The 18638-nt window shown below is 33.6% G+C and carries 23 protein-coding genes and 1 tRNA gene; 7 read left to right on the plus strand and 17 right to left on the minus strand.

The genetic code is table 11. From position 1 onward, the window contains the following. Position 1: 1 nt before the first annotated feature. From BUA82_RS05835 to BUA82_RS05870, 9 genes are all read right to left on the minus strand, one after another. Positions 2–412 (minus strand): hypothetical protein, encoded by a 411-nt coding sequence (locus BUA82_RS05835; protein WP_073005591.1) that lies wholly within the window; start codon positions 410–412, stop codon positions 2–4. Between the two features lie 14 nt (positions 413–426). After that, positions 427–666 carry a hypothetical protein gene (locus tag BUA82_RS05840; protein ID WP_242948927.1) on the minus strand — a complete coding sequence of 80 codons (240 nt, stop codon included), beginning with the start codon at positions 664–666 and terminating at the stop codon, positions 427–429. Positions 667–677: 11 nt separating this feature from the next. Further along, positions 678–1031 (minus strand): hypothetical protein, encoded by a 354-nt coding sequence (locus tag BUA82_RS05845; RefSeq protein WP_073005592.1) that lies wholly within the window; start codon positions 1029–1031, stop codon positions 678–680. After that, positions 1012–1167: a hypothetical protein gene (locus tag BUA82_RS20645; protein WP_178140698.1), complete on the minus strand. Its 156-nt coding sequence runs from the start codon at positions 1165–1167 to the stop codon at positions 1012–1014. Before BUA82_RS20645 ends, BUA82_RS05845 begins: the two co-directional genes overlap by 20 nt. A gap of 66 nt (positions 1168–1233) precedes the next feature. Then, positions 1234–1362, minus strand: coding sequence for an aspartyl-phosphate phosphatase Spo0E family protein (locus BUA82_RS05850; RefSeq protein ID WP_073005593.1), 129 nt, complete (start codon positions 1360–1362; stop codon positions 1234–1236). A 1-nt stretch (position 1363) separates the two neighbouring features. Then, entirely contained in the window at positions 1364–1546 is a 183-nt protein-coding gene (locus BUA82_RS05855; protein ID WP_073005594.1) for a hypothetical protein, read from the minus strand. A gap of 114 nt (positions 1547–1660) precedes the next feature. Next, positions 1661–2473: an ORF6N domain-containing protein gene (locus BUA82_RS05860; RefSeq protein ID WP_073005595.1), complete on the minus strand. Its 813-nt coding sequence runs from the start codon at positions 2471–2473 to the stop codon at positions 1661–1663. Positions 2474–2631: 158 nt separating this feature from the next. Then, complete coding sequence (locus BUA82_RS05865) at positions 2632–2880, minus strand: excisionase family DNA-binding protein (RefSeq protein ID WP_073005596.1); 249 nt, start codon at positions 2878–2880, stop codon at positions 2632–2634. Then, the gene (locus BUA82_RS05870) at positions 2864–3091 is read right to left on the minus strand and encodes a helix-turn-helix domain-containing protein (protein ID WP_073005597.1); all 228 of its coding nucleotides are present in this window, start codon (positions 3089–3091) and stop codon (positions 2864–2866) included. The genes BUA82_RS05865 and BUA82_RS05870 overlap by 17 nt, the downstream gene beginning before the upstream one ends. A 199-nt stretch (positions 3092–3290) precedes the next feature. Here BUA82_RS05870 and BUA82_RS05875 point away from each other — a divergent pair, with 199 nt between their 5' ends. The 3 genes from BUA82_RS05875 (at position 3291) to BUA82_RS05885 (ending at position 5846) form a co-directional block, all read left to right on the plus strand. After that, entirely contained in the window at positions 3291–3938 is a 648-nt protein-coding gene (locus tag BUA82_RS05875; RefSeq protein ID WP_073005598.1) for a helix-turn-helix domain-containing protein, read from the plus strand. Between the two features lie 8 nt (positions 3939–3946). Continuing rightward, complete coding sequence (locus tag BUA82_RS05880; protein ID WP_073005599.1) at positions 3947–4387, plus strand: ImmA/IrrE family metallo-endopeptidase; 441 nt, start codon at positions 3947–3949, stop codon at positions 4385–4387. A 274-nt stretch (positions 4388–4661) separates the two neighbouring features. Next, positions 4662–5846 carry a tyrosine-type recombinase/integrase gene (locus BUA82_RS05885; protein WP_073006214.1) on the plus strand — a complete coding sequence of 395 codons (1185 nt, stop codon included), beginning with the start codon at positions 4662–4664 and terminating at the stop codon, positions 5844–5846. A gap of 95 nt (positions 5847–5941) precedes the next feature. Here the strand turns inward: BUA82_RS05885 and BUA82_RS05890 are convergent. From BUA82_RS05890 to BUA82_RS05920, 7 genes are all read right to left on the minus strand, one after another. Beyond that, positions 5942–6016 (minus strand) — tRNA-Glu (locus tag BUA82_RS05890). 131 nt (positions 6017–6147) lie between these two features. Beyond that, positions 6148–7593, minus strand: a complete 1446-nt coding sequence (locus BUA82_RS05895) for an NAD(P)/FAD-dependent oxidoreductase (protein WP_073005601.1) — start codon at positions 7591–7593, stop codon at positions 6148–6150. Between the two features lie 133 nt (positions 7594–7726). Next, positions 7727–8692, minus strand: a complete 966-nt coding sequence (menA, locus tag BUA82_RS05900) for a 1,4-dihydroxy-2-naphthoate polyprenyltransferase (RefSeq protein WP_242948928.1) — start codon at positions 8690–8692, stop codon at positions 7727–7729. Between the two features lie 173 nt (positions 8693–8865). Next, entirely contained in the window at positions 8866–9660 is a 795-nt protein-coding gene (locus BUA82_RS05905; protein WP_073005604.1) for an ABC transporter ATP-binding protein, read from the minus strand. Then, positions 9660–10664 carry an ABC transporter substrate-binding protein gene (locus BUA82_RS05910; RefSeq protein ID WP_073005606.1) on the minus strand — a complete coding sequence of 335 codons (1005 nt, stop codon included), beginning with the start codon at positions 10662–10664 and terminating at the stop codon, positions 9660–9662. Before BUA82_RS05910 ends, BUA82_RS05905 begins: the two co-directional genes overlap by 1 nt. Positions 10665–10695: 31 nt before the next feature. Beyond that, positions 10696–11556 carry an ABC transporter permease gene (locus tag BUA82_RS05915; RefSeq protein ID WP_073005608.1) on the minus strand — a complete coding sequence of 287 codons (861 nt, stop codon included), beginning with the start codon at positions 11554–11556 and terminating at the stop codon, positions 10696–10698. 333 nt (positions 11557–11889) lie between these two features. Then, positions 11890–12309, minus strand: a complete 420-nt coding sequence (locus tag BUA82_RS05920; RefSeq protein WP_073005610.1) for a HutP family protein — start codon at positions 12307–12309, stop codon at positions 11890–11892. A gap of 236 nt (positions 12310–12545) precedes the next feature. Between BUA82_RS05920 and BUA82_RS05925 the strand changes: the two genes are divergently transcribed. Continuing rightward, on the plus strand, positions 12546–14090 hold the full coding sequence (locus BUA82_RS05925; protein ID WP_073005612.1) for an FAD-dependent oxidoreductase: 1545 nt from the start codon (positions 12546–12548) through the stop codon (positions 14088–14090). A gap of 221 nt (positions 14091–14311) precedes the next feature. Here BUA82_RS05925 and BUA82_RS05930 read toward each other — a convergent pair whose 3' ends face one another. Next, on the minus strand, positions 14312–16363 hold the full coding sequence (locus BUA82_RS05930) for a penicillin-binding transpeptidase domain-containing protein (protein WP_073005614.1): 2052 nt from the start codon (positions 16361–16363) through the stop codon (positions 14312–14314). Positions 16364–16642: 279 nt separating this feature from the next. On the opposite strand from BUA82_RS05930, the gene BUA82_RS05935 reads away from it, so the two are divergent. From BUA82_RS05935 to BUA82_RS05945, 3 genes are all read left to right on the plus strand, one after another. Continuing rightward, entirely contained in the window at positions 16643–16972 is a 330-nt protein-coding gene (locus tag BUA82_RS05935; protein WP_073005616.1) for a GRAM domain-containing protein, read from the plus strand. Positions 16973–17092: 120 nt separating this feature from the next. After that, positions 17093–17434, plus strand: a complete 342-nt coding sequence (locus BUA82_RS05940; protein ID WP_073005618.1) for a hypothetical protein — start codon at positions 17093–17095, stop codon at positions 17432–17434. A 21-nt stretch (positions 17435–17455) separates the two neighbouring features. Then, positions 17456–18634, plus strand: coding sequence for a cation:proton antiporter (locus BUA82_RS05945; RefSeq protein WP_073005620.1), 1179 nt, complete (start codon positions 17456–17458; stop codon positions 18632–18634). Positions 18635–18638 lie beyond the last annotated feature (4 nt).

An 18638-nucleotide genomic window follows, 5' to 3' on the forward strand; every position in this document is an offset into this window, starting at 1 on the left:
CTTATATTTCCTCCCACTCTAATTTATCTAGTAATAAACTGTCATACTCTTTTAACAAGTCAGCCATAATAGGATCTGCTTTGGCCATAATCTCAAATATCTGTCTTTCTTCAACTTTTGCCTTCCTAGCTAGTAGCTTGCTTTTAATATCTTGCAACTTTCTTAGTTTAGCTTTTTTATTCTCTAGCTCAGAAATATCAACTCTTTGTATTATCCATGCGCTGGCTTTCTTTGCTGCAGGTTCATTTGACTCTATATAATTCATAAATATAGCTGTTTTCACCCCATATCTTGTTTCAACAACAACTATGTCTTCCCAGTCTAAATCTTCAATGTCAGTGAAGTAACTATATCTTTTATCTTCAACTTCTGTGCTGAAGTCTTTTAAAAAACAGACTTGTGCTATTTGCATTTATATATCCCCCTTTATATTCCTAGAAACATCTTGGCTTCATAGCCTTCTACATCTACCTTCTGCACAATCCACTTTTCAGCATTTTTAACATGTTGCTTATTCTCTGTGTACCTAGAGAATATCCCTACACTAAATGAATTGTTTGTAGGTACTACCACTGGATCTCCTTCTTTCAAATTCTCAATATCGGTGAAATAGGAGTATTCCATGTATTCTGAATAGCCTGTAAACTTTATTAATGCTACCTTCAAACTATCCCTCCTTAAAAATAGCCTTCATTGTTTTCTAGTCTTTTTACAATACCTTGTAACTCTTTAGTGAGTGACCTTCTGTCTAACCTTTGTGCTTCATTAACTTTGGTTATAAGCTTTTCAATAACATCTATTTCATCTCTTATTCCACCTCTAAGAGCATAAAGGTGACCATCATCACATTTAGAACCTTCTTTGAGATATTTAATTTCTTCTTCAAGTTCCAAAGCTTTCTCTTCTGCAAAATACTGAATGGCATTCCAAACATCTTCACCCATTGTAGTTATCACTGCATCTTCTAAATCTTTAAGCTCTACTAAACTAACTGTTTCTTCTTTTAATCTCTTAACCCTGGACACTATCATTGCTTTTCCCTTCCTTTAAAACCTTAGTGATAATCATGATAGAATCGTCAATGTAATCATCACCAGGGTTAGGTCCTTCTATAGACCTTAGATTTATTAAAACTTCTTCTAAAGCCTTCCTATATTTTTCTTCCAACTATACAACCTCGCTTTCTTCTGCTATACTTGAGTTAGGTAATTTAATTAAACTTTTATTGGTGGCTTATGCCATCTCTTTTTTTATGCTTTTTACTATTAACACATCTAGTTGCTGGCTTACATGAACTGTCTTTGGATCCAGTGGACCATAAAGCTCTATGAATTTATACAACTTTTCTCTAAGCTCCTCCAAGCTATTCACCTTCTTTCTTAAAATGCCTTATGTATTCGTCTAGGCATTCTTCACATACTACTTCACCGTTAAAGTTGTAGTACTCTTCACCAGTAAAAATCCCATTACCACACTGTAGACATCTATCAACCTCAATCGATTGTGGTTGTTCCGGACGATAATCATACATACTATCTGGTAACATCTCTATCACCTCCTTAATAAGTTGTAAGAGCTATGGCAAGCAGTGTTCCAAATACAGCCATGCTTCCAAGTAGGCCGATAGCACAGTCAATTATTTTATCTTTATGCCTATTCATTATGCTGCACCATATTTAATGGCCATCTCTTTTACTATTAAGCAATAGACTTCAATTAGTCTCTTATCAACACCTATCACATCAAGCTTAGTTACTTTTTTGCTTTTACTAATGCTACCTGTTTCAGCTAATACATTCTTTTTCATATTTGAGAGTCTAATTCCTAACCTAGCTCCAGCTCTTTCATCAAGTAGCTTGTAGCTCTCTTCTCTCACATCTCTGATATGATCAAAGCCTCCTAGTTTTTGAGCTATTGCATTAATAAGCTTAGTAGTATCACTCCTCCATGAATTAGGATTAAGTGTGTACACATCTCTCATGCTTTGTATCTCTTGCTTAGTTTTTTCAACTCCTGCTTTAGCATCTAAAGCATTATTATTAGCTTGATTTAACTGTTCTCTTAGGTCCTTTAAGGCTTGTGCTTGCATTATTATTAGATCTTCTATGCATGAAGGCTTTGCTTCCTTAGCTCTAAAATAGTTATTAACAAGTTCTCTTTGAACCTGCCAAGCTAAATCATCTGTAAGAGACTTAACTAGCATTAGATACCCACTTTCGGTTATTAAAAACCCAATAGGTGCAAATTTATCAAATCCGAAGGTTGAGGAAAATTCTTCTCCGACCTCGCTCTTTTTAATTTCAAAGTAATCTAAACCATCGATAAAATGCTTTTTGTTATTACTAAAGTTTTTTCTAGAAGTCCCATCTACTCTTTCATGAAGATTATCTATGTCTTTGAAAGTTATTATCCTTTGGCCATTAAATTCTTTCACTTGTAAATCTTGATTTTTGATCTTTACTAAATTAGTCATTGATCGTCCTCCTTTAGGTTTTTATAACTACATCCAACTTTATTTCTCTTTTGTGACAACTGATCTACCATTGCGGTAAAGAAGAATTTTAAAAGAAATGAATAAACGTTTATAAATTGGTTAGACTGGAATAATGGAAAGGTATTTGGATTTTTGCTTTATAAAACTCTTTTCTCTTTAGTTATGTTTTCTAGCCACATATCTAGGAGCTCTCTATTAACTAGAAATTTAGCTCCTACTCTGAATGCCGGGAAACCTGAGTTCTGACTATGTGCTAATTCCATTAGCTTGTCTCTTCCTATACCGGTGTACGCAACACATTCTGCTATAGTTAAAGTTGCTTTTGGCTTAGTTTCTCTGATAGCTTCTGTGATGGCAGCCTTTATGATATCAATCGTTAGTTCCATCCTCTTTATCCTCCTTTTCAGACGCAGAAATAAGATCTGTTACTGAATAAACTCCTAAAGCTTCTGATAATTTTTCTAAAGTTTTCATGGTTGGATTCTTAGTTTTATTATTTTCTAAGTCACTAATGTACCCTATTGAAATATTGGCTTTTTCTGACAATTGTCTTAGTGTAAGTCCACTTTTTTGTCGAAAGAATTTTATTTTATTCAAATTCTTTTACCTCCTTTTTTCTCTGTAAGAGAATTATATATCATTTTCTCTATCAGAGTAAACATTCATATTTCTCCAAGAGAGAAATTTAGCTTTATTTGTCTAAACTTTCCTTAATTTCTCTCTTATTTTCGTTGACAAAGAAAATTTTTAATATTATAATTTCACTTATAGAGAAACTTATTAAGGGGTGTTATCAATGATAGGAAAAAACATTAGAAAACTACGACAATCTAGAAAACTAACATTAAGTGCATTAGCAAATAAAATATCTGTATCAGTTGGTTATTTGAGCGATATTGAAAAGGGTAACAAGACTAATCCTTCTTTAGAATTTTTAACCAAATTAGCAGATGCTTTAGAAGTACCTTTAGATTACTTAACAAGAAAATCTGCAAAAGCATTAATTGAAGATAGATTAGAAGAGTTAGATATGAATTTTGAAAAGCTCTCTGATGAGACTAAAATACCCTTGATATTTTTTGAAAAATTAGATGATATTATTCCTGATGAAGGTGACTATAATCAAATTCAAAAAATTGCTAGGACTTTAAATATGGAGCCTTCTATTCTTGCAGAAGCTCTTTACAGGCAACAACCACCTATATATGAAGGTATATCATTAAATTCTGAAGATGGTTTTAGAGTAGAAGAAAACACAGTTACTTATGGATCTGATGATAAAATCCATGACCCAGAAGATGCTATGGCCTTTCTTATAAAGCAGCCTTCCTTAGCAGCTTATGGCGGATATGACCCAAAGACTATGAGTGATGAAGAAATAGTGGAGTTCGCTAATGAACTATTAAGACAGCTGAAGTTATTAGGATTTAAGTATAAGAAGTAGGTGTTACTATGCTTGGGTATAAATGGATTGATGATATTATTTTAGGATTAATTGATAGATATGGTACAAATAACATTTATGAAATATGCAATGATGAAGGCATTAAAATAGTAAAGCTGGATCCTGAGAATATTTTACTTAATAAAAAAGAAGCTTATTACTATAGAGATATAGAAGGGAATGAGGTTATCTTTATCCGGAACAACCTGGATCCAAATTTAGAACAGTTCATACTTAAGCATGAATTAGGTCATGCATTGTTGCACCCTGATATACTTAGCGCACCTTATACCTTATCAAACACAGGTAAGCTAGAAAGGCAGGCCAATTATTTTGCTTTGAAACTATCCAACTTGAAGTTTGATAGAGTTGAGCTGGAAGGAATGACTCTTGAGCAGATTTCTAAATACTTTAAAATTCCATATAAACCATTAGAACAATTATTTTGACCGGAAACACGGAAACAGAATTTCTTATATATAATATAAACACGTATTTAGGCATGTATAGGTATATACGTATATGCCTAATTATATAAATAATACTTTATATATAAATTGTGTTTCCGTTGTTTCCAATAACACTATAAGCCTTGTTATTACTAGGTTTATGCCGGAAACAATACTGGAAACAGAACGATTTTTAGTGTTTCCGTTGTTTCCATTAGAAAATATTGTAAAACAAAGCTTTGTTTCCACTAGTTTATATGAAAGGAGAAAAGATATGGCTAGAAAAACAAACTATACAAAAAACGGTATTGATTATTTTAGGGTGACAGCTACAGTCGGTAAAGATGGTAATGGTAAGCCAATAAGAAAAGAATTTCTAGGTAAGTGCAAAACAGAAGCAGAAGGCAAAAGGGATGATTATTTAAACGGTATAAAAAATGGTCTTAACGTAGATTTTAAAGATGTAGCTTTAGGTCCACTAATGCATATGTGGTTGTTTGAAATCATTAGAGTAGATAAAAATATAAAGCCTCCAACATTTTCTAGGTATGAAGGGGTTTTCAGGAAATATATTAAAGATAGTGAAATATACGGACTTAAACTGAATGGCCTAAAAACCATATTGATACAAAGGTATTACAATAAACTATATAAGAACGGTACTTCATCATATAGCATTAACTATCTCAATAAATTATTATGTCAATTCTTTAATTATGCAGTGGAAGAAAATTATATTCTAAAAAATCCTTGCAAATCAAGAAAATCAATAGTTATTCCAGGAGAAGTTAAACTTGAAGATGAAGAAGATTCCCTAGAATATTTTACAACAGAAGAAATAGAAAAGCTAAAGGCAGCACTTGAAGGGCATAGTTTGAAAGGGCTTGTACTTCTCGCTCTGGGTACCGGCATGAGACGAGGAGAGCTATTAGGTTTGGCTTGGACAGATATTAATTATAAAAATCTAACAATAACGGTAAAAAGAACAGTAAGCAGAACTCATATAATTGAATCTGACGGATCTAGGGTTTATAAGACTATAGTACAAACCCCTAAGACTAAAAGCTCAATTAGAAAGGTCTCATTTCCTGAGAAGCTAATCCCAATATTAAAAGAAGTAGAAGTAAAACAGAAAAAAGCAAAAATGAAAGCCGGCAGTTCTTATATTAAACAAGATTATGATTTTGTTTTTACTACAGCAAGTGGTAATCTTCTCAACGTAGCTAATGTATCTCGCTCATGGAGTAATCTATTATCAAAGAATAAAATACCACATAGAAAATTTCATGCTCTTAGACATACCTTTGCTACTCAACTTTTTGCAAAAGGTCAAGATGTTGAGGTTGTTTCTAAACTACTAGGTCATAGTAGCTCTGAAATAACACGAAAAACTTATATTCATGTGTTACCGGAGGATAAGGTTTCATCAGTTGCATTATTAAATGATTTATTTGGGTAGATTATTTTTTTTAAATTTCTAGTGTGGGAAAAGTGTGGGAAAACAGAAAAAAGCACCATGCTTTAAATCCTTAAAACATAGTGCTTTCAAGTATTTGGTGGCCCCTAGGAGACTCGAACTCCTGATTCCACCGTGAGAGGGTGGCGTCTTAACCGCTTGACCAAGGGGCCTTGATGTCTTACAATAATTATTTTACTCCTGCTTTTACATTAATTCAAACGGAATTATTAATAGATATGATAGCTTCTATAGTCATTTCTAATAGCAATTTAATAAAGGGACTGTTAAAGTCCCTTTATCATCACTTATCTATTTTTCTTATATCCTTTATACTTACTCTGTTAGGAGCTGACTCCTCTTGCTTTCCTCTTTGGGTAATTTCTTCTAAAGACATGTTCATTTCTCTAGCAATTAAGGCCTTCACCCTTGGTCTGCAGAAGTTTCCTTGGCATGTTCCCATACCAGCTCTAACACGTCTTTTAACGGCATCTATGCTGGTTACAGGTATTCCTCTGTGAATAGCATCTAATATTTCTGACTCAGTAACCTGTTCACATCTGCAGATTATATTCTTGGAAGGATCTTCATCATCTATCTTTCCTTGAAAATTTTCACCTTTCCTTACTATCACTGCTTTTCTATAGGGATTAAAGCCTTCTTTTTTTACAAGTTCTAGCCCTGCATTTTCTAAAATACCTGCTACCTTTTCAGCTATGGCTGGAGAAGAAGTTAAACCAGGGGATTCTATACCTGCTACATTTATAAAACCCTTTACCTTGCTTTCTTCTATGATAAAATCTCCTGTACTACTGCTAGCCCTAATTCCTGCAAAGGTGGTAAGAGCTTTTTTCACATTGAAATCTTTTATAGAAAGCCTTGCGGTTTCTATTACCTCTTCCAAGCTTTCCATGGTAGTGCCCACATCATCCCTATCTCCTAACTCCTCAGCGTTAGGCCCTAACATAAAGTTACCATGATAAGTGGTGGTTACCAAGATTCCCTTTCCTTTTTCTGTAGGAACCTGGAATATAACAGTATTAACTAAGTAGCTTTGATCTTTTCCAAAAAGCACGTATTGACCTCTTCTAGGGTTAATCTTAAAATCATAAATACCTATCATATTAGCTATAAGGTCACTGTACAGGCCTGCAGCATTAATAACATATTTAGCTTGTACCTCTTCATTTTCTGTTTTTATAACAAAATGATTTTCTTTTTTATCTATAGCTGTCACAGCGCTGTTAAGTTTAAGCTCCACTCCGTTAGTAACGGCATTTTCAGCTAATGCTATGGTCATTTCATAGGGGGAAGCAACCCCTACGCTTTTATCGTATAAAGCTACGGTTACTTCTTCATTTATATAAGGCTCAATTTCTCTTATTTTATCCTTATATATTATTTCCAGCTCATCGCAGCCATTTACCAAACCGTTTTCATATAACTCTTTAATAACTTCTTCATCCTTTTCATTAAACCCAATTACCAGTGCACCGGTTTTTCTATAACCAAAATTCAATTCTTCATTGAGCTTTTTGTACATAGAATTGCCTTTTATACAAAGCTCCCCTTTCAAAGTTCCATGTTTCGCAGCATATCCTCCATGGACAATTCCACTGTTAGCCTTAGAAGCACCAGTAGAAACATCATCTTCCTTCTCCAGTAAACATATCTTCAAGTCATATTTTGAAAGTTCTCTAGCAATAGCACAACCTACTACTCCTGCCCCTATAACAGCCACATCATACATAGCTCTAACCTCCCGTAAAATCTCAATACTTAAATATATTTTACCACCACATGAATAAAAATGGTATATACACCATGTTAATAAAAGTCATAAGAAATATAAAAAATATCTCTTATGACTTTTATCATTCATTTTATGTACTAAATAAAACTCCAATACCCAAGGTCATAATATGAACTGCATTTATAAGCACAAAGTTCTTAACAGCAAGTACAAAGGTATCTTTCTTAGTTTGCTTTTCGTAAAAAACCTTTATATTCTTATTTACTGGTATAAAGGTAAGAAGAGTGAAAGCACAAATCCAAGGTTCTACTTTTAACAGTAAAAGTACTATTATATCTAGATATATAATGTAATAAATAATTTTAAATAATTTAAGCGCCCTGTCTCTTCCTATATAAACAGGCAATGTATAACGCTTATTTTCTATATCATCTTCTATGTCACAGGTGTTATTAGCTAGCATTATGTTAGCTATTCCATTAACTGTAGTTATAGAGATTAACCCTATATATATTATCTCTTTAAGATTTAATTTCAAGCTTAATATTCCTTCAACATATTTAAGAGTAATAATATTGCCTTGAAACACATGTATATATATTGCGATGAATAATATTACGAACCCCATAAAAAATCCTGAAAATATCTCTCCTAAAGGAGTTCTAGATATAGGCACTGGTCCAAAGGAATATAGCACCCCCGTTATAAAGGATAGTCCCCCTAAAATAAGTATTATAAAGTTTGTATTTAAAAAAAGAATAAATCCAAAGACTACAGCCATTGATAACAACATAAAAATCATCGTAAGTACTTTTCTTTCTGCAAGGTTATCCTCAACTATAGCGTTGTGACTTTCGTAGTTGAACCCCTGGGTCTTAATGGCTTTTTTATAGTCCATATAGTTATTTATAGCTGTGGTGGCCATATCTATGCAAAGCAAGGAGATAAGCATTAAAGCAAAATTTACTAAGTTAAAAGTTTGAAACCTGTATACAGCATATAAAGTTCCCAGTATAAAGGGTATAATGCTGGCAACCTTTGTGCGTATTTCTACTAACTTTAAAAAGCTTCTTAATGAAATTTTAAACCCCTCCATATGAAAATATATAATAAAATGTCATAGCAAAACCATTTTTAGTTTTACTATGACATTTTATCATAAAGGAAACTTCTTCTCCACCCCTAAAGCTTTTGAAAATAAGAGGAAGACGCTTTGGGGGCATCGAAGAAGTAAACGACCATGCCAAATCATAGATTTTCAATGTCTGCTTACGCCAATAGAGCTCTGTCGCTAAGGCCGTTTTCTATGTCTAGGGAGTCAAAATGTTCTAATAAGCGTTTTACCGTCATGTGTTTTTTGCTTTCCCCTTTTATATCTAAAATTATTTTTCCTTCATGCATCATAATGAGTCTGTTACCCATGGATATGGCATGATTCATGTTATGAGTTACCATAAGAGCTGTTATACTGTTTTCATTTATTATGCTTTCTGTTATAGCATTTAATCTTTCAGAGGTTTTAGGGTCCAAGGCTGCAGTATGCTCGTCCAAAAGTAATAGCTTTGGTTTTTTCATTACAGCCATTAAAAGTGAAAGAGCTTGTCTTTGCCCCCCTGATAGTACTCCTACTTTATCATTAAGTTTATCTTCTAACCCTAAGTTTAGGGGTACCAGCATTTCTTTAAATAAACTTACATTTTTTTTAGAAATTCCGGGAGTTAAATTAAAACTTTTACCTTTATTATAGGCCATGGACATATTCTCTAATATGGTCATGGAAGGTGCTACCCCCTTAGAAGGATCTTGTAGCACTCTTCCTATAAGCGCAGCTCTTTTATATTCTGGAAGATTATTTATATTTTTATTATCTAATATAATATTTCCTCTATCATTTTCTAAAGCACCTGCGATAATATTCAGCAAAGTAGATTTACCTGCTCCATTACTTCCTATTATGGTAATAAATTCACCCTTTCCCACTTCTAGATTTAAGTTGTGAAATATGGATTTTTCATTTACAGTGCTTTTATTAAAGGTCTTGGAAAGACTATTTATTTTAAGCATTATTTCACACCTCCAGTTACCTTTTCAGCTTTAGTGAGCATATCCTCAGGAATAACTATATTTAGCTTCTTAGCTGCATCTGTATTAATGACCAAGCTCATTTCTTTAAGTTCAGATATGGATATATCCTGAGGAGCTTTACCATTAATTATTTCTATAGCTTTCAATCCTGTTTCATATCCCAACTTCTTATAATCAATACCATTGGAAGCCAATGCGCCTTGTTCCACATGAGCCTTTTCCGCTCCAATTATAGGAATGTTATTTTTAAAGCATATATCAGAAATAAGAGGTAGTGATGAAGCCACCATATTATCTGTAGGAATATACACAACATCTACTTTTCCTATAAGGGAACTTAAAGCTTGAGAAGCTTCATTAACGCTTGTAATACCTTGGCTTATAATTTCTAGGTTAAACTTAGGTGCTGCTTCTTTAGCTTTCTTTAGCTGTACCTCTGAATTATTTTCACTGGTGTTATATAAAATACCTACCTTTTTCCCCTGAGGTATTAAAGTTTTTAATAGTTCAAATTGCTTTTCTATGGTTATATTATCGGAAGTTCCTGTAACATTGGTATCAGGCTTATCCATAGTTTTAGCAAGCCCTGCTCCTACTGGATCCGTAACTGCAGTTACTAATATAGGTATTTTCTTTGTAGAGTTATATGCTGCTTGAGCTGCGGGAGTGGCTATGGCAAAAATCATATCCTGTTTACTGGATATAAATTTCTGAGAAATGCTTTGAGCCGTAGCTATGTCACCTTGAGCATTTTGCACACTAATTTCAATATTTTTCCCCTCTTCAAAGCCTTTATCCTTTAAGGCATCTATAAATCCTTGTCTAGCAGAGTCCAAAGCTGGATGTTCAACAAGTTGAGATATACCTATTTTAATAACCTTCTTATCCTTTAGATTCTTCCCTGAACCAGAAGCTGTACATGCTGTTAATAAAGCTCCTGCTGTAACTAATGAAATAATACTTAAAATTCTTTTTCCTACCATTCTACTATCCTCCAAGTTATTATGAAAATTTTTATGACAATGTTGCCTTTTTAAATACATTAAATTTAATACTTTTACTATTTACTGATAAAGCTATTACCACTATTACTGCAGTAATAAGCTTTAAGTCCGTAGGAGCTAGTCCTAATTGAAGGGCTAATGCCACTACAGCTTTATAGATTATAGAACCAAATACCACCATGGTAGAAGCTTTAAACAATTTAACTCTTCCCAGTATAGCCTCTCCCATAATCACGGCTGCTAGTCCCATAACCACGGTACCTGTACCCATTCCTACATCTGCAAAGCCCTGTTGCTGAGCCATAATAGAACCTGCTAATGCTACAAATCCATTGGATATCATAAGTCCAAGTATCTTAACCTTGTCCTTATTTACTGCCAAAGAAGTTAATAGCTGCTCATTGTCACCTACAGCTTTTAATAGAAAACCTACCTTGGTATTTAAGAATAAGTCCAAAATAATTTTCACTATGACAAAGAACATTGTTATTATTATCAAAGGCTCCAAGGCATTGGAAAATATGGTTTCTTTGCCGAACAAAGGTATGTTAGCCTTAGTCATAATTCTGAGGTTTATGGAGTATAAAGCTATCATTACCAATATCCCAGACATTAAATTGGTTATCTTAAACTTTACATGAAGTATTCCTGTAATTAATCCTCCTATACTTCCTGCTACTAAAGCTAATATACAAGCTATAAAAGGATTCATTCCCTTCATTATGCAAGCGGCTGTAACTGCTGCTCCTAAGGGAAAGGTGCCATCTACAGATAGATCCGGGAAGTCCAAAATTTTATAGGTTATATACACCCCCAAAGCCGCTATAGAAAAAATAAGTCCCTGCTCCAAAATATTAATAAATACATTCATTCCTACCACACTCCTTAACTACGTTTAATATATTTAAAAATAAAAAAACTCCCCTATAGGAGAGCTCTATGCATCACAAATAATATTATAATAATACTTGAAATTAACTATCTCAAGCCACTATAATCTCGCTATCTCCTACCATACTACCATTCTACAATTTTACTTTTTTAATTTTGAAAATCTTGTTTCCTACTAATCTACTGTTTTCTACCATGCTTCTAAAGCAAAACTACCATCCCATAATCCTGTGACTTGGGAATTATAATATTTGTATTTTAACCTCTTTTATTTTTATTGTCAACCTTGTATTATTACATCCTGTGTTTAAAATTAGTATACATCTGGTATAGATCTATGTCCTATGCCTATTACCACTTCATTAAGGTGTAAAAGTCCTATACTCATAAATATACAAACGCTTAAGTGCTCGCCGCATCTAGCTATACCTATCTTTCCGCCCACATTTAACCCATTAGCTTTATTGGATATCTGCATTATGGCTTCTCTAGCAGCTCCTGCCACAGCACCATCATGAACGTGCCAATCCTTTATAAGTCCGCATCTTTTAGATGCTACTAAAGCTCTTTCGATGATTTTTGGTATAGAATTGTTTATATTACCTCCTACATCCACAGCTACAGTGAGTATTCCCATATCCTTAAATTTTTTCTCCAGCTCTTTTTCTTCTTCTCTAGATGAAATGGCCAGCTTCACAGAAGCTTTAGCCACATCTATACTACCAATTTCCATAACATCCACCTCCATAGGCATATTAATTATTATTTCACCACAAAGTATGAGGTAAAGCAAATACAAAATAATAAAAATCTGCAAATTTTTCTTGTTAACTTATAACTATACCATTAATATTATAAACTTTATTTTGAAGCTTTGAAAACAATAAATATAGAATAATTATTATAGTGTATATTAATCATAACTAATTGGAAAATTATTATTAAAATATGGTTAGGAGGAAATATATAATGGCGGATGTTAATAGCAATAATTTTAATAATAATAACCTTCCTGAGTTTCCAGAATCTTATTGGATAAATTCTACTACCTTCCCTTCCTTTAAAAAGCTTTCAGAAAACATTTCTACGGATGTGGTAGTAGTAGGTGCAGGCATAACAGGAGTAACCACTGCTTATCTACTATGCAAGGAAGGTTTAAAGGTTACACTTTTAGATGCTGGTAAAATATTAAATGGTACTACTGGCCATACCACTGCAAAGATAACCGTTCAACACAGCTTGATTTATGATGAGCTAATAACTAATTTAGGAAAAGAAAAAGCTCAGTATTACTATAATGCAAATAATGATGCATTGCAGTTTATAAATAAAATGATACTAGATAATAATATTCCCTGTGACTATGTTACCGAAGACGCTTATATTTACACAAATTCTGAAGAATATGAAAAGAAGTTAATTAATGAACTCATCGCTTATGAAAAACTAGGTATAGAAGGCGAATATTTAGATTCCATACCTATACCCGTAGATGCAAAACACGCTATAAAAATTAAAAATCAAGGGGCATTTCATCCACTAAAATATATTTATTTTATGATAAATTACCTAATAGAAAAACAATGCAACATATATGAAGATACTAAGGCAGTGGATATTAAATCTTCAGAAATTCCAGTAGTTATCACTGAATGTGGTAATAAAATCAAAGCTTCTAATGTGGTAATTTGTACTCACTTTCCTTTCTATGATGGCAGGGGTCTTTATTTTGCTAGAATGTACCCCGAGCGCTCCTATGTACTAGGAGTAAAAGCCATAAAAATTTTTTCAGGGGGAATGTATATTAATGCAGAAGACCCAGGAAGATCCTTGCGTTCTACCCCTTATAAAGGTAAAAAACTTTTGCTCATAGGTGGAGAAAATCATAAAACAGGGCAAGGAGAAGATACCCTAATGCACTATGAGATGTTAAGAGAATTTGCTAAGGAAACCTTCGGTATTAATTCCATAGTATATAGGTGGTCTGCTCAAGATTTAACCACCTTAGACAAAATACCCTATATAGGTCGTATAGCCTCCGACTTGCCAAATATCTATGTGGCCACAGGTTATAGAAAGTGGGGCATTACCAATGGAACCGCAGCAGCTAAAATACTAAGGGACATGATAATAGGCGTAGAAAACCCTTATGTAGACTTATTTACCCCATCACGCTTCAATGCGGATCCTTCCCTAAAAAATGTCTTTGTGCAAAATGCGGATGTAGCTAAAAACCTAATTAAAGGTAAATTAGAAACCCCTTTAGAAGGTATAGATGATGTTAATTTAGACCAAGGAAAAGTGATTTCCTATAAAGGTAGGAGAGCTGGCGCCTATAAAGACAAAGAGGGGAAAATCCACATAGTGGATACCACCTGCACTCACCTAGGCTGTGAACTTCAATGGAACAGCGGCGAAAGAACCTGGGACTGCCCATGCCACGGCTCAAGATTTTCCTATAGGGGAGAAATAATAGAAGGACCTGCTCTAAAACCTCTGGAGGTTTTAGAGTAATTGAGAATTTAAAATTTAGAACTTAAAATGAAGGATAGTTTTTCTGAAAAAGAATCAGAAAAACTTACAATTAAAAAAACCGAGCTAAGGGCTCGGTTTTTGCTTTATCTTTATACGTTTAGAGAAACTCTGCTAAGAGTTTTCTCCTTCATTTTAAATTCTCAATTCTCAATTTTAAATTCTACAATATGTTATAACTCATATGGATGCCATTAGCTTGTTTATTTCAAGTAATCCTGCATAACCCTTTTTGCTCTAGGCACCACATAGTGGCTTCCACCACGGGTTTTTACGTTTTCCATCATCATGGTGAGTACTATTTTAGGATTGTCTGTATTCATGACTACAAACCATCCATTTTCTTCTGCATTGGTATCTTCCATGCTTTTTTTAAGCTCTGCTGTTCCTGTTTTTCCCGCCAGGCTTTTGCCTGGTATTTGAGCTTCTCTTCCTGTACCTGAAGGGCTTTCAATTACAGCCTTTAGATATTCTTGAAGAAGCTTAACAGAATCTTTAGAAATAGCGTTTTCTTTCCACACCTTGCTTTCTCCTGCTTCTAATATAGGTGTCATTATGTTTCCATCATTAACCACAGCACTGTAAGCTAAGGAAACATGTAAAGGAGTCATAAGCACTTCTCCTTGGCCATAGCCGCTGTCTGCTAACTGTATATCATTTTTTATTTTACCATCGTTAGATATCTGAGCCTTTGCCATAGGATAAACAAAAGGAAGTTCTTCGTTTAATCCAAATTTACTGCTTTCTTTGGCAAAATCATCCTTGCCTATGTTAATAGCTGCTTGAGCAAAATAAATGTTATCTGAATATATGAAGGCATCCTTTATGTTTACTGGTTTTCCTGGATCTGTTACCCTAGTTACTTTATATTTCCCCCAGGATGAATCCTTCTGCCATTCCTTGCCTTGAACATTTATGGTATCTTCTAATTTTATAGCCCCTTTATCCAAGCCTATTGCTCCAGTAATCATTTTAAAAGTTGAACCCGGTGCATAGGACATTTTAAACCTATTATTAAATTCGGCATTATTACTTTTTTCCCATTGAGCCTTTACGCTTTCAGGAATATAAGTTGTAAATAGATTTGAATCAAAGGAAGGAGAACTTACTAAAGCTAAAACCTCTCCAGTTTTAGGGTTTAAGGCTGAAGCCGATCCTGGTTCTTTGTTTAATTCTGTGTATATTTTTTGTTGAAGGTCAAAATCTACGGTGAGCTTAACATTTTCTCCGTCTTTAGAATCCTTTTTAGCTATAGTTATCTTTTCCATTTCCTTTCCGTCTTTTTGCTTAGATATATAGATAGTCCCGCCGTTTTCTCCCTTAAGCCTCTTATCTAAAACCTGCTCTAATCCCCTTTTTCCTATGATGCTGGTGGAAGTATAGCCCTGTCCTTTAAGCTTTTCCAATTCTTCCTGGGTTATAGACCCAACATTTCCAATTAAAGATCCAAAAGCTTCCCCTCCTGGATAAACCCTAGCTATGGGCTTTGCGTGAATAACCCCTTCAATTTTCATAGCTGCAGTGATTTTATCTTGAGCACTGGTAAGTAAATTTACTATAGGTACAAACATCTCAGGATCCTTATTTGCTTTTAGTTTATCTTCTATAAATTTTGGAGTTATATCTAATATCTTAGCAAGTTCTGCTATCTTAGCTTCTTTATTGTTGTTAAATTTTGAAGGATGAACTCCTAAAGATACTATGGGAGCATTAACAGCTAAAGGTTTGCCATTTCTGTCGTATATTTCTCCTCTTTTGGCATTATGAGCTTCAGCCCTTACTTTATCCCCTTCTGTCATTTCAGGGAATATAAGCTTTTCGCTCCATTCCACCCTCCAGTGGCTTTTCTTATCAACCTTTTCCTTAATCAAAATCATTTCATAATCCTTAATTTCTACACTACCTGCTAAAGTATCCATGGTTATGGAAAACGGTATCTTAGCAGTGTCCCCTTTTTCCACTTTAGACTTATCTAATTCTGCTGTATTTATGCTTATATTAGCTGCTTCTATTCCATTATATATAGCTGTATATCTATCCACAAACTGTTTTTCATTAACCTTTTCCTTAGTCTTTGAAGACAGCATATTATACATTGCTGCATAATCTTTTTTCTGCCATTTATCCTTATAAGCTTCAAAGCTTTCTACTGACGTTTCTGACTTAGAACAGGCGGAAAATAACGCCCCTGATATTAAAAATACTAGCAAAAGCATTAGTAAACTTAAACCTTTTTTATTTAAAAATTCTTTCATCTTAAATTCACCTCCTTTTGATTTTACCATAAAATAAATGGTAAGGAGATACTTTTATCTTTAATTTTCCGTAATAAATATTAATAAACCTTATAGCAGTATGTAGATATAAAGTAAAAATATTCCTTTATATAACTTTTACAAAATCTCATGTTAAAATTACATAATATAATGGTATTATATAAGAACAAAGATTAAAATATATGCGTATATAAATATAAGCTTTAAATTCTAAGAAGGAGTTTCATCAAATTAATTCTATAGGAGGATGTGTTTTAAGTGAATGTAATCTTGTTAGAGGGAGAAGAAATAATAAAAGAAGGTAAATGCTTTAACTGTAGCTTTTTTAGCAACCAGCCTGGAAAACTTATTTTAACCGATAGAAGGCTTATATTTGCTGGGCCAGGTTTAGATTTTGAAAGAGATAATCTGAACTTTAATCTTAGAGATATAAAATCCTTTGAAAAAGCTTCTACTTTTAATGTATTAAGACCTATTCCTCTTTCTAATGCTATAAAAATCACTACCCTAGAGGGAGAGACCTACAGATTCACTGTAGCTGATAGAGATAAATGGTTAAATGTATTAAAGTGGCATATTCGCCCTTAAAATGTATACAAAACAAAAAGATCATCGCATTACTTTAATAAAAGTATTACGGTGATTTTTTATTTTTTATGCTTTATGTTACTATTATATGTGGATTAAAATATTAGGAGGGATAAATATATGAAAATGCTAATAATGGTTCTTAATAAAATAGATGCCTTAGAAGACATCTTAGAAAAGTTCAGTGAAGTAGGCTTAAAAGGTGCTACTGTCATCGATTCTCAAGGTATGGCAAGGGTACTAACAAATTCAGACCCAAATAAGCTGCCTTTATTTGGTTCTCTTGCTATGCTTATTAATGAGAACAGACCCTATAACAAAACTATTTTTACCGTATTGGAGGATAGTAAGGTTACTTTAGCTGTAGAAGCTATTGAATCTGTAGTAGGTGATCTTTCAAAACCGGATGTTGGTATAGTATTTACTGTCCCCATAGATTTTGTACAAGGTATACACAGATAATAAACATTATAGGAGGATACAATGTCATTTAATTTACTTTACTATGTAGCAATTATATTATTTTCAGGATTATTTTTTGGAAAGATAGTTTCCAAGTTTAAACTACCCTATGTTACAGGATATCTTATAGGTGGAATATTAATAGGTCCTTCAGTTTTAAAGCTTGTACCACATACAGCTATAAGCAGTTTAAGCATAATAACAAAGTCAGCTTTAGGCTTTATAGCCTTCAGCATAGGTAGTGAATTTAGCCTTAATCAAGTAAAAAAATCGGGCTTTGGTGTAATAATTATTACTATACTAGAAGCCCTTTTTGCCGTAATTTTAGTGGATTTAGCCATGATTTTTATATTTAAACAATCCGTTCAATTTAGCATAGTTTTAGGAGCTATAGCTGCTGCCACTGCTCCTGCAGCCACAGTTATGGTTATAAGACAATACAAGGCAAAGGGACCCTTAGTTAACACCTTGCTTCAGGTAGTAGCTATGGATGATGCCGTAGCAATTATAGCTTTTAGTGTATCCTTAGCTATTGCTCAATCCATGAACGGTTCTTCTGGCTCATTTTTTAAAGAAGCCATATTAGCACCCTCCATAGAAATTTTTGGTGCTGCAATATTAGGTATAGCCGCGGGATTTGTCCTAGCACTTTTATCTAAAAAGGCCTCAGGGGAAGATCAGCTATTGGTTATTACTATAGGCACTATATTTCTAGTGTTAGGATTATCAGAATACTTCAATCTCTCTTCCTTAATAGCTTGTATGATGTTAGGAGCTACTTTAGTAAACATTACTACAAATAAGAAGCCTTTTAACCTAGCTGATAGATTTACCCCCCCTTTATTTATAGCCTTCTTCACCATAGCTGGATTAGATTTAAACCTATCCGTTATGACCAGTATAGGTATTATAGGCATAGGGTATGTAGTATTTAGAGTTATAGGGAAATTATTGGGAGCTTATGTTGGTGCAAAAATAGCCAACTCTCCAGGAAATGTTCAAAAATATTTGGGACTTGCTTTGATTCCACAAGCGGGGGTAGCTATTGGTTTATCCATGATTGCAGAAACTGCTTTAGGAAATAATGTGGGTTTAAAATTAAAAACTATAATACTAGCAGCAACGGTTATATATGAACTATTTGGTCCAGTGCTTGCCAAGATAGCTCTTACTAAAGCAGGAGAAATTAAAGTATCCTAGGGAA

This window comes from Clostridium amylolyticum, assembly GCF_900142075.1.
GTDB classification, from domain to species: domain Bacteria; phylum Bacillota; class Clostridia; order Clostridiales; family Clostridiaceae; genus Clostridium_AA; species Clostridium_AA amylolyticum.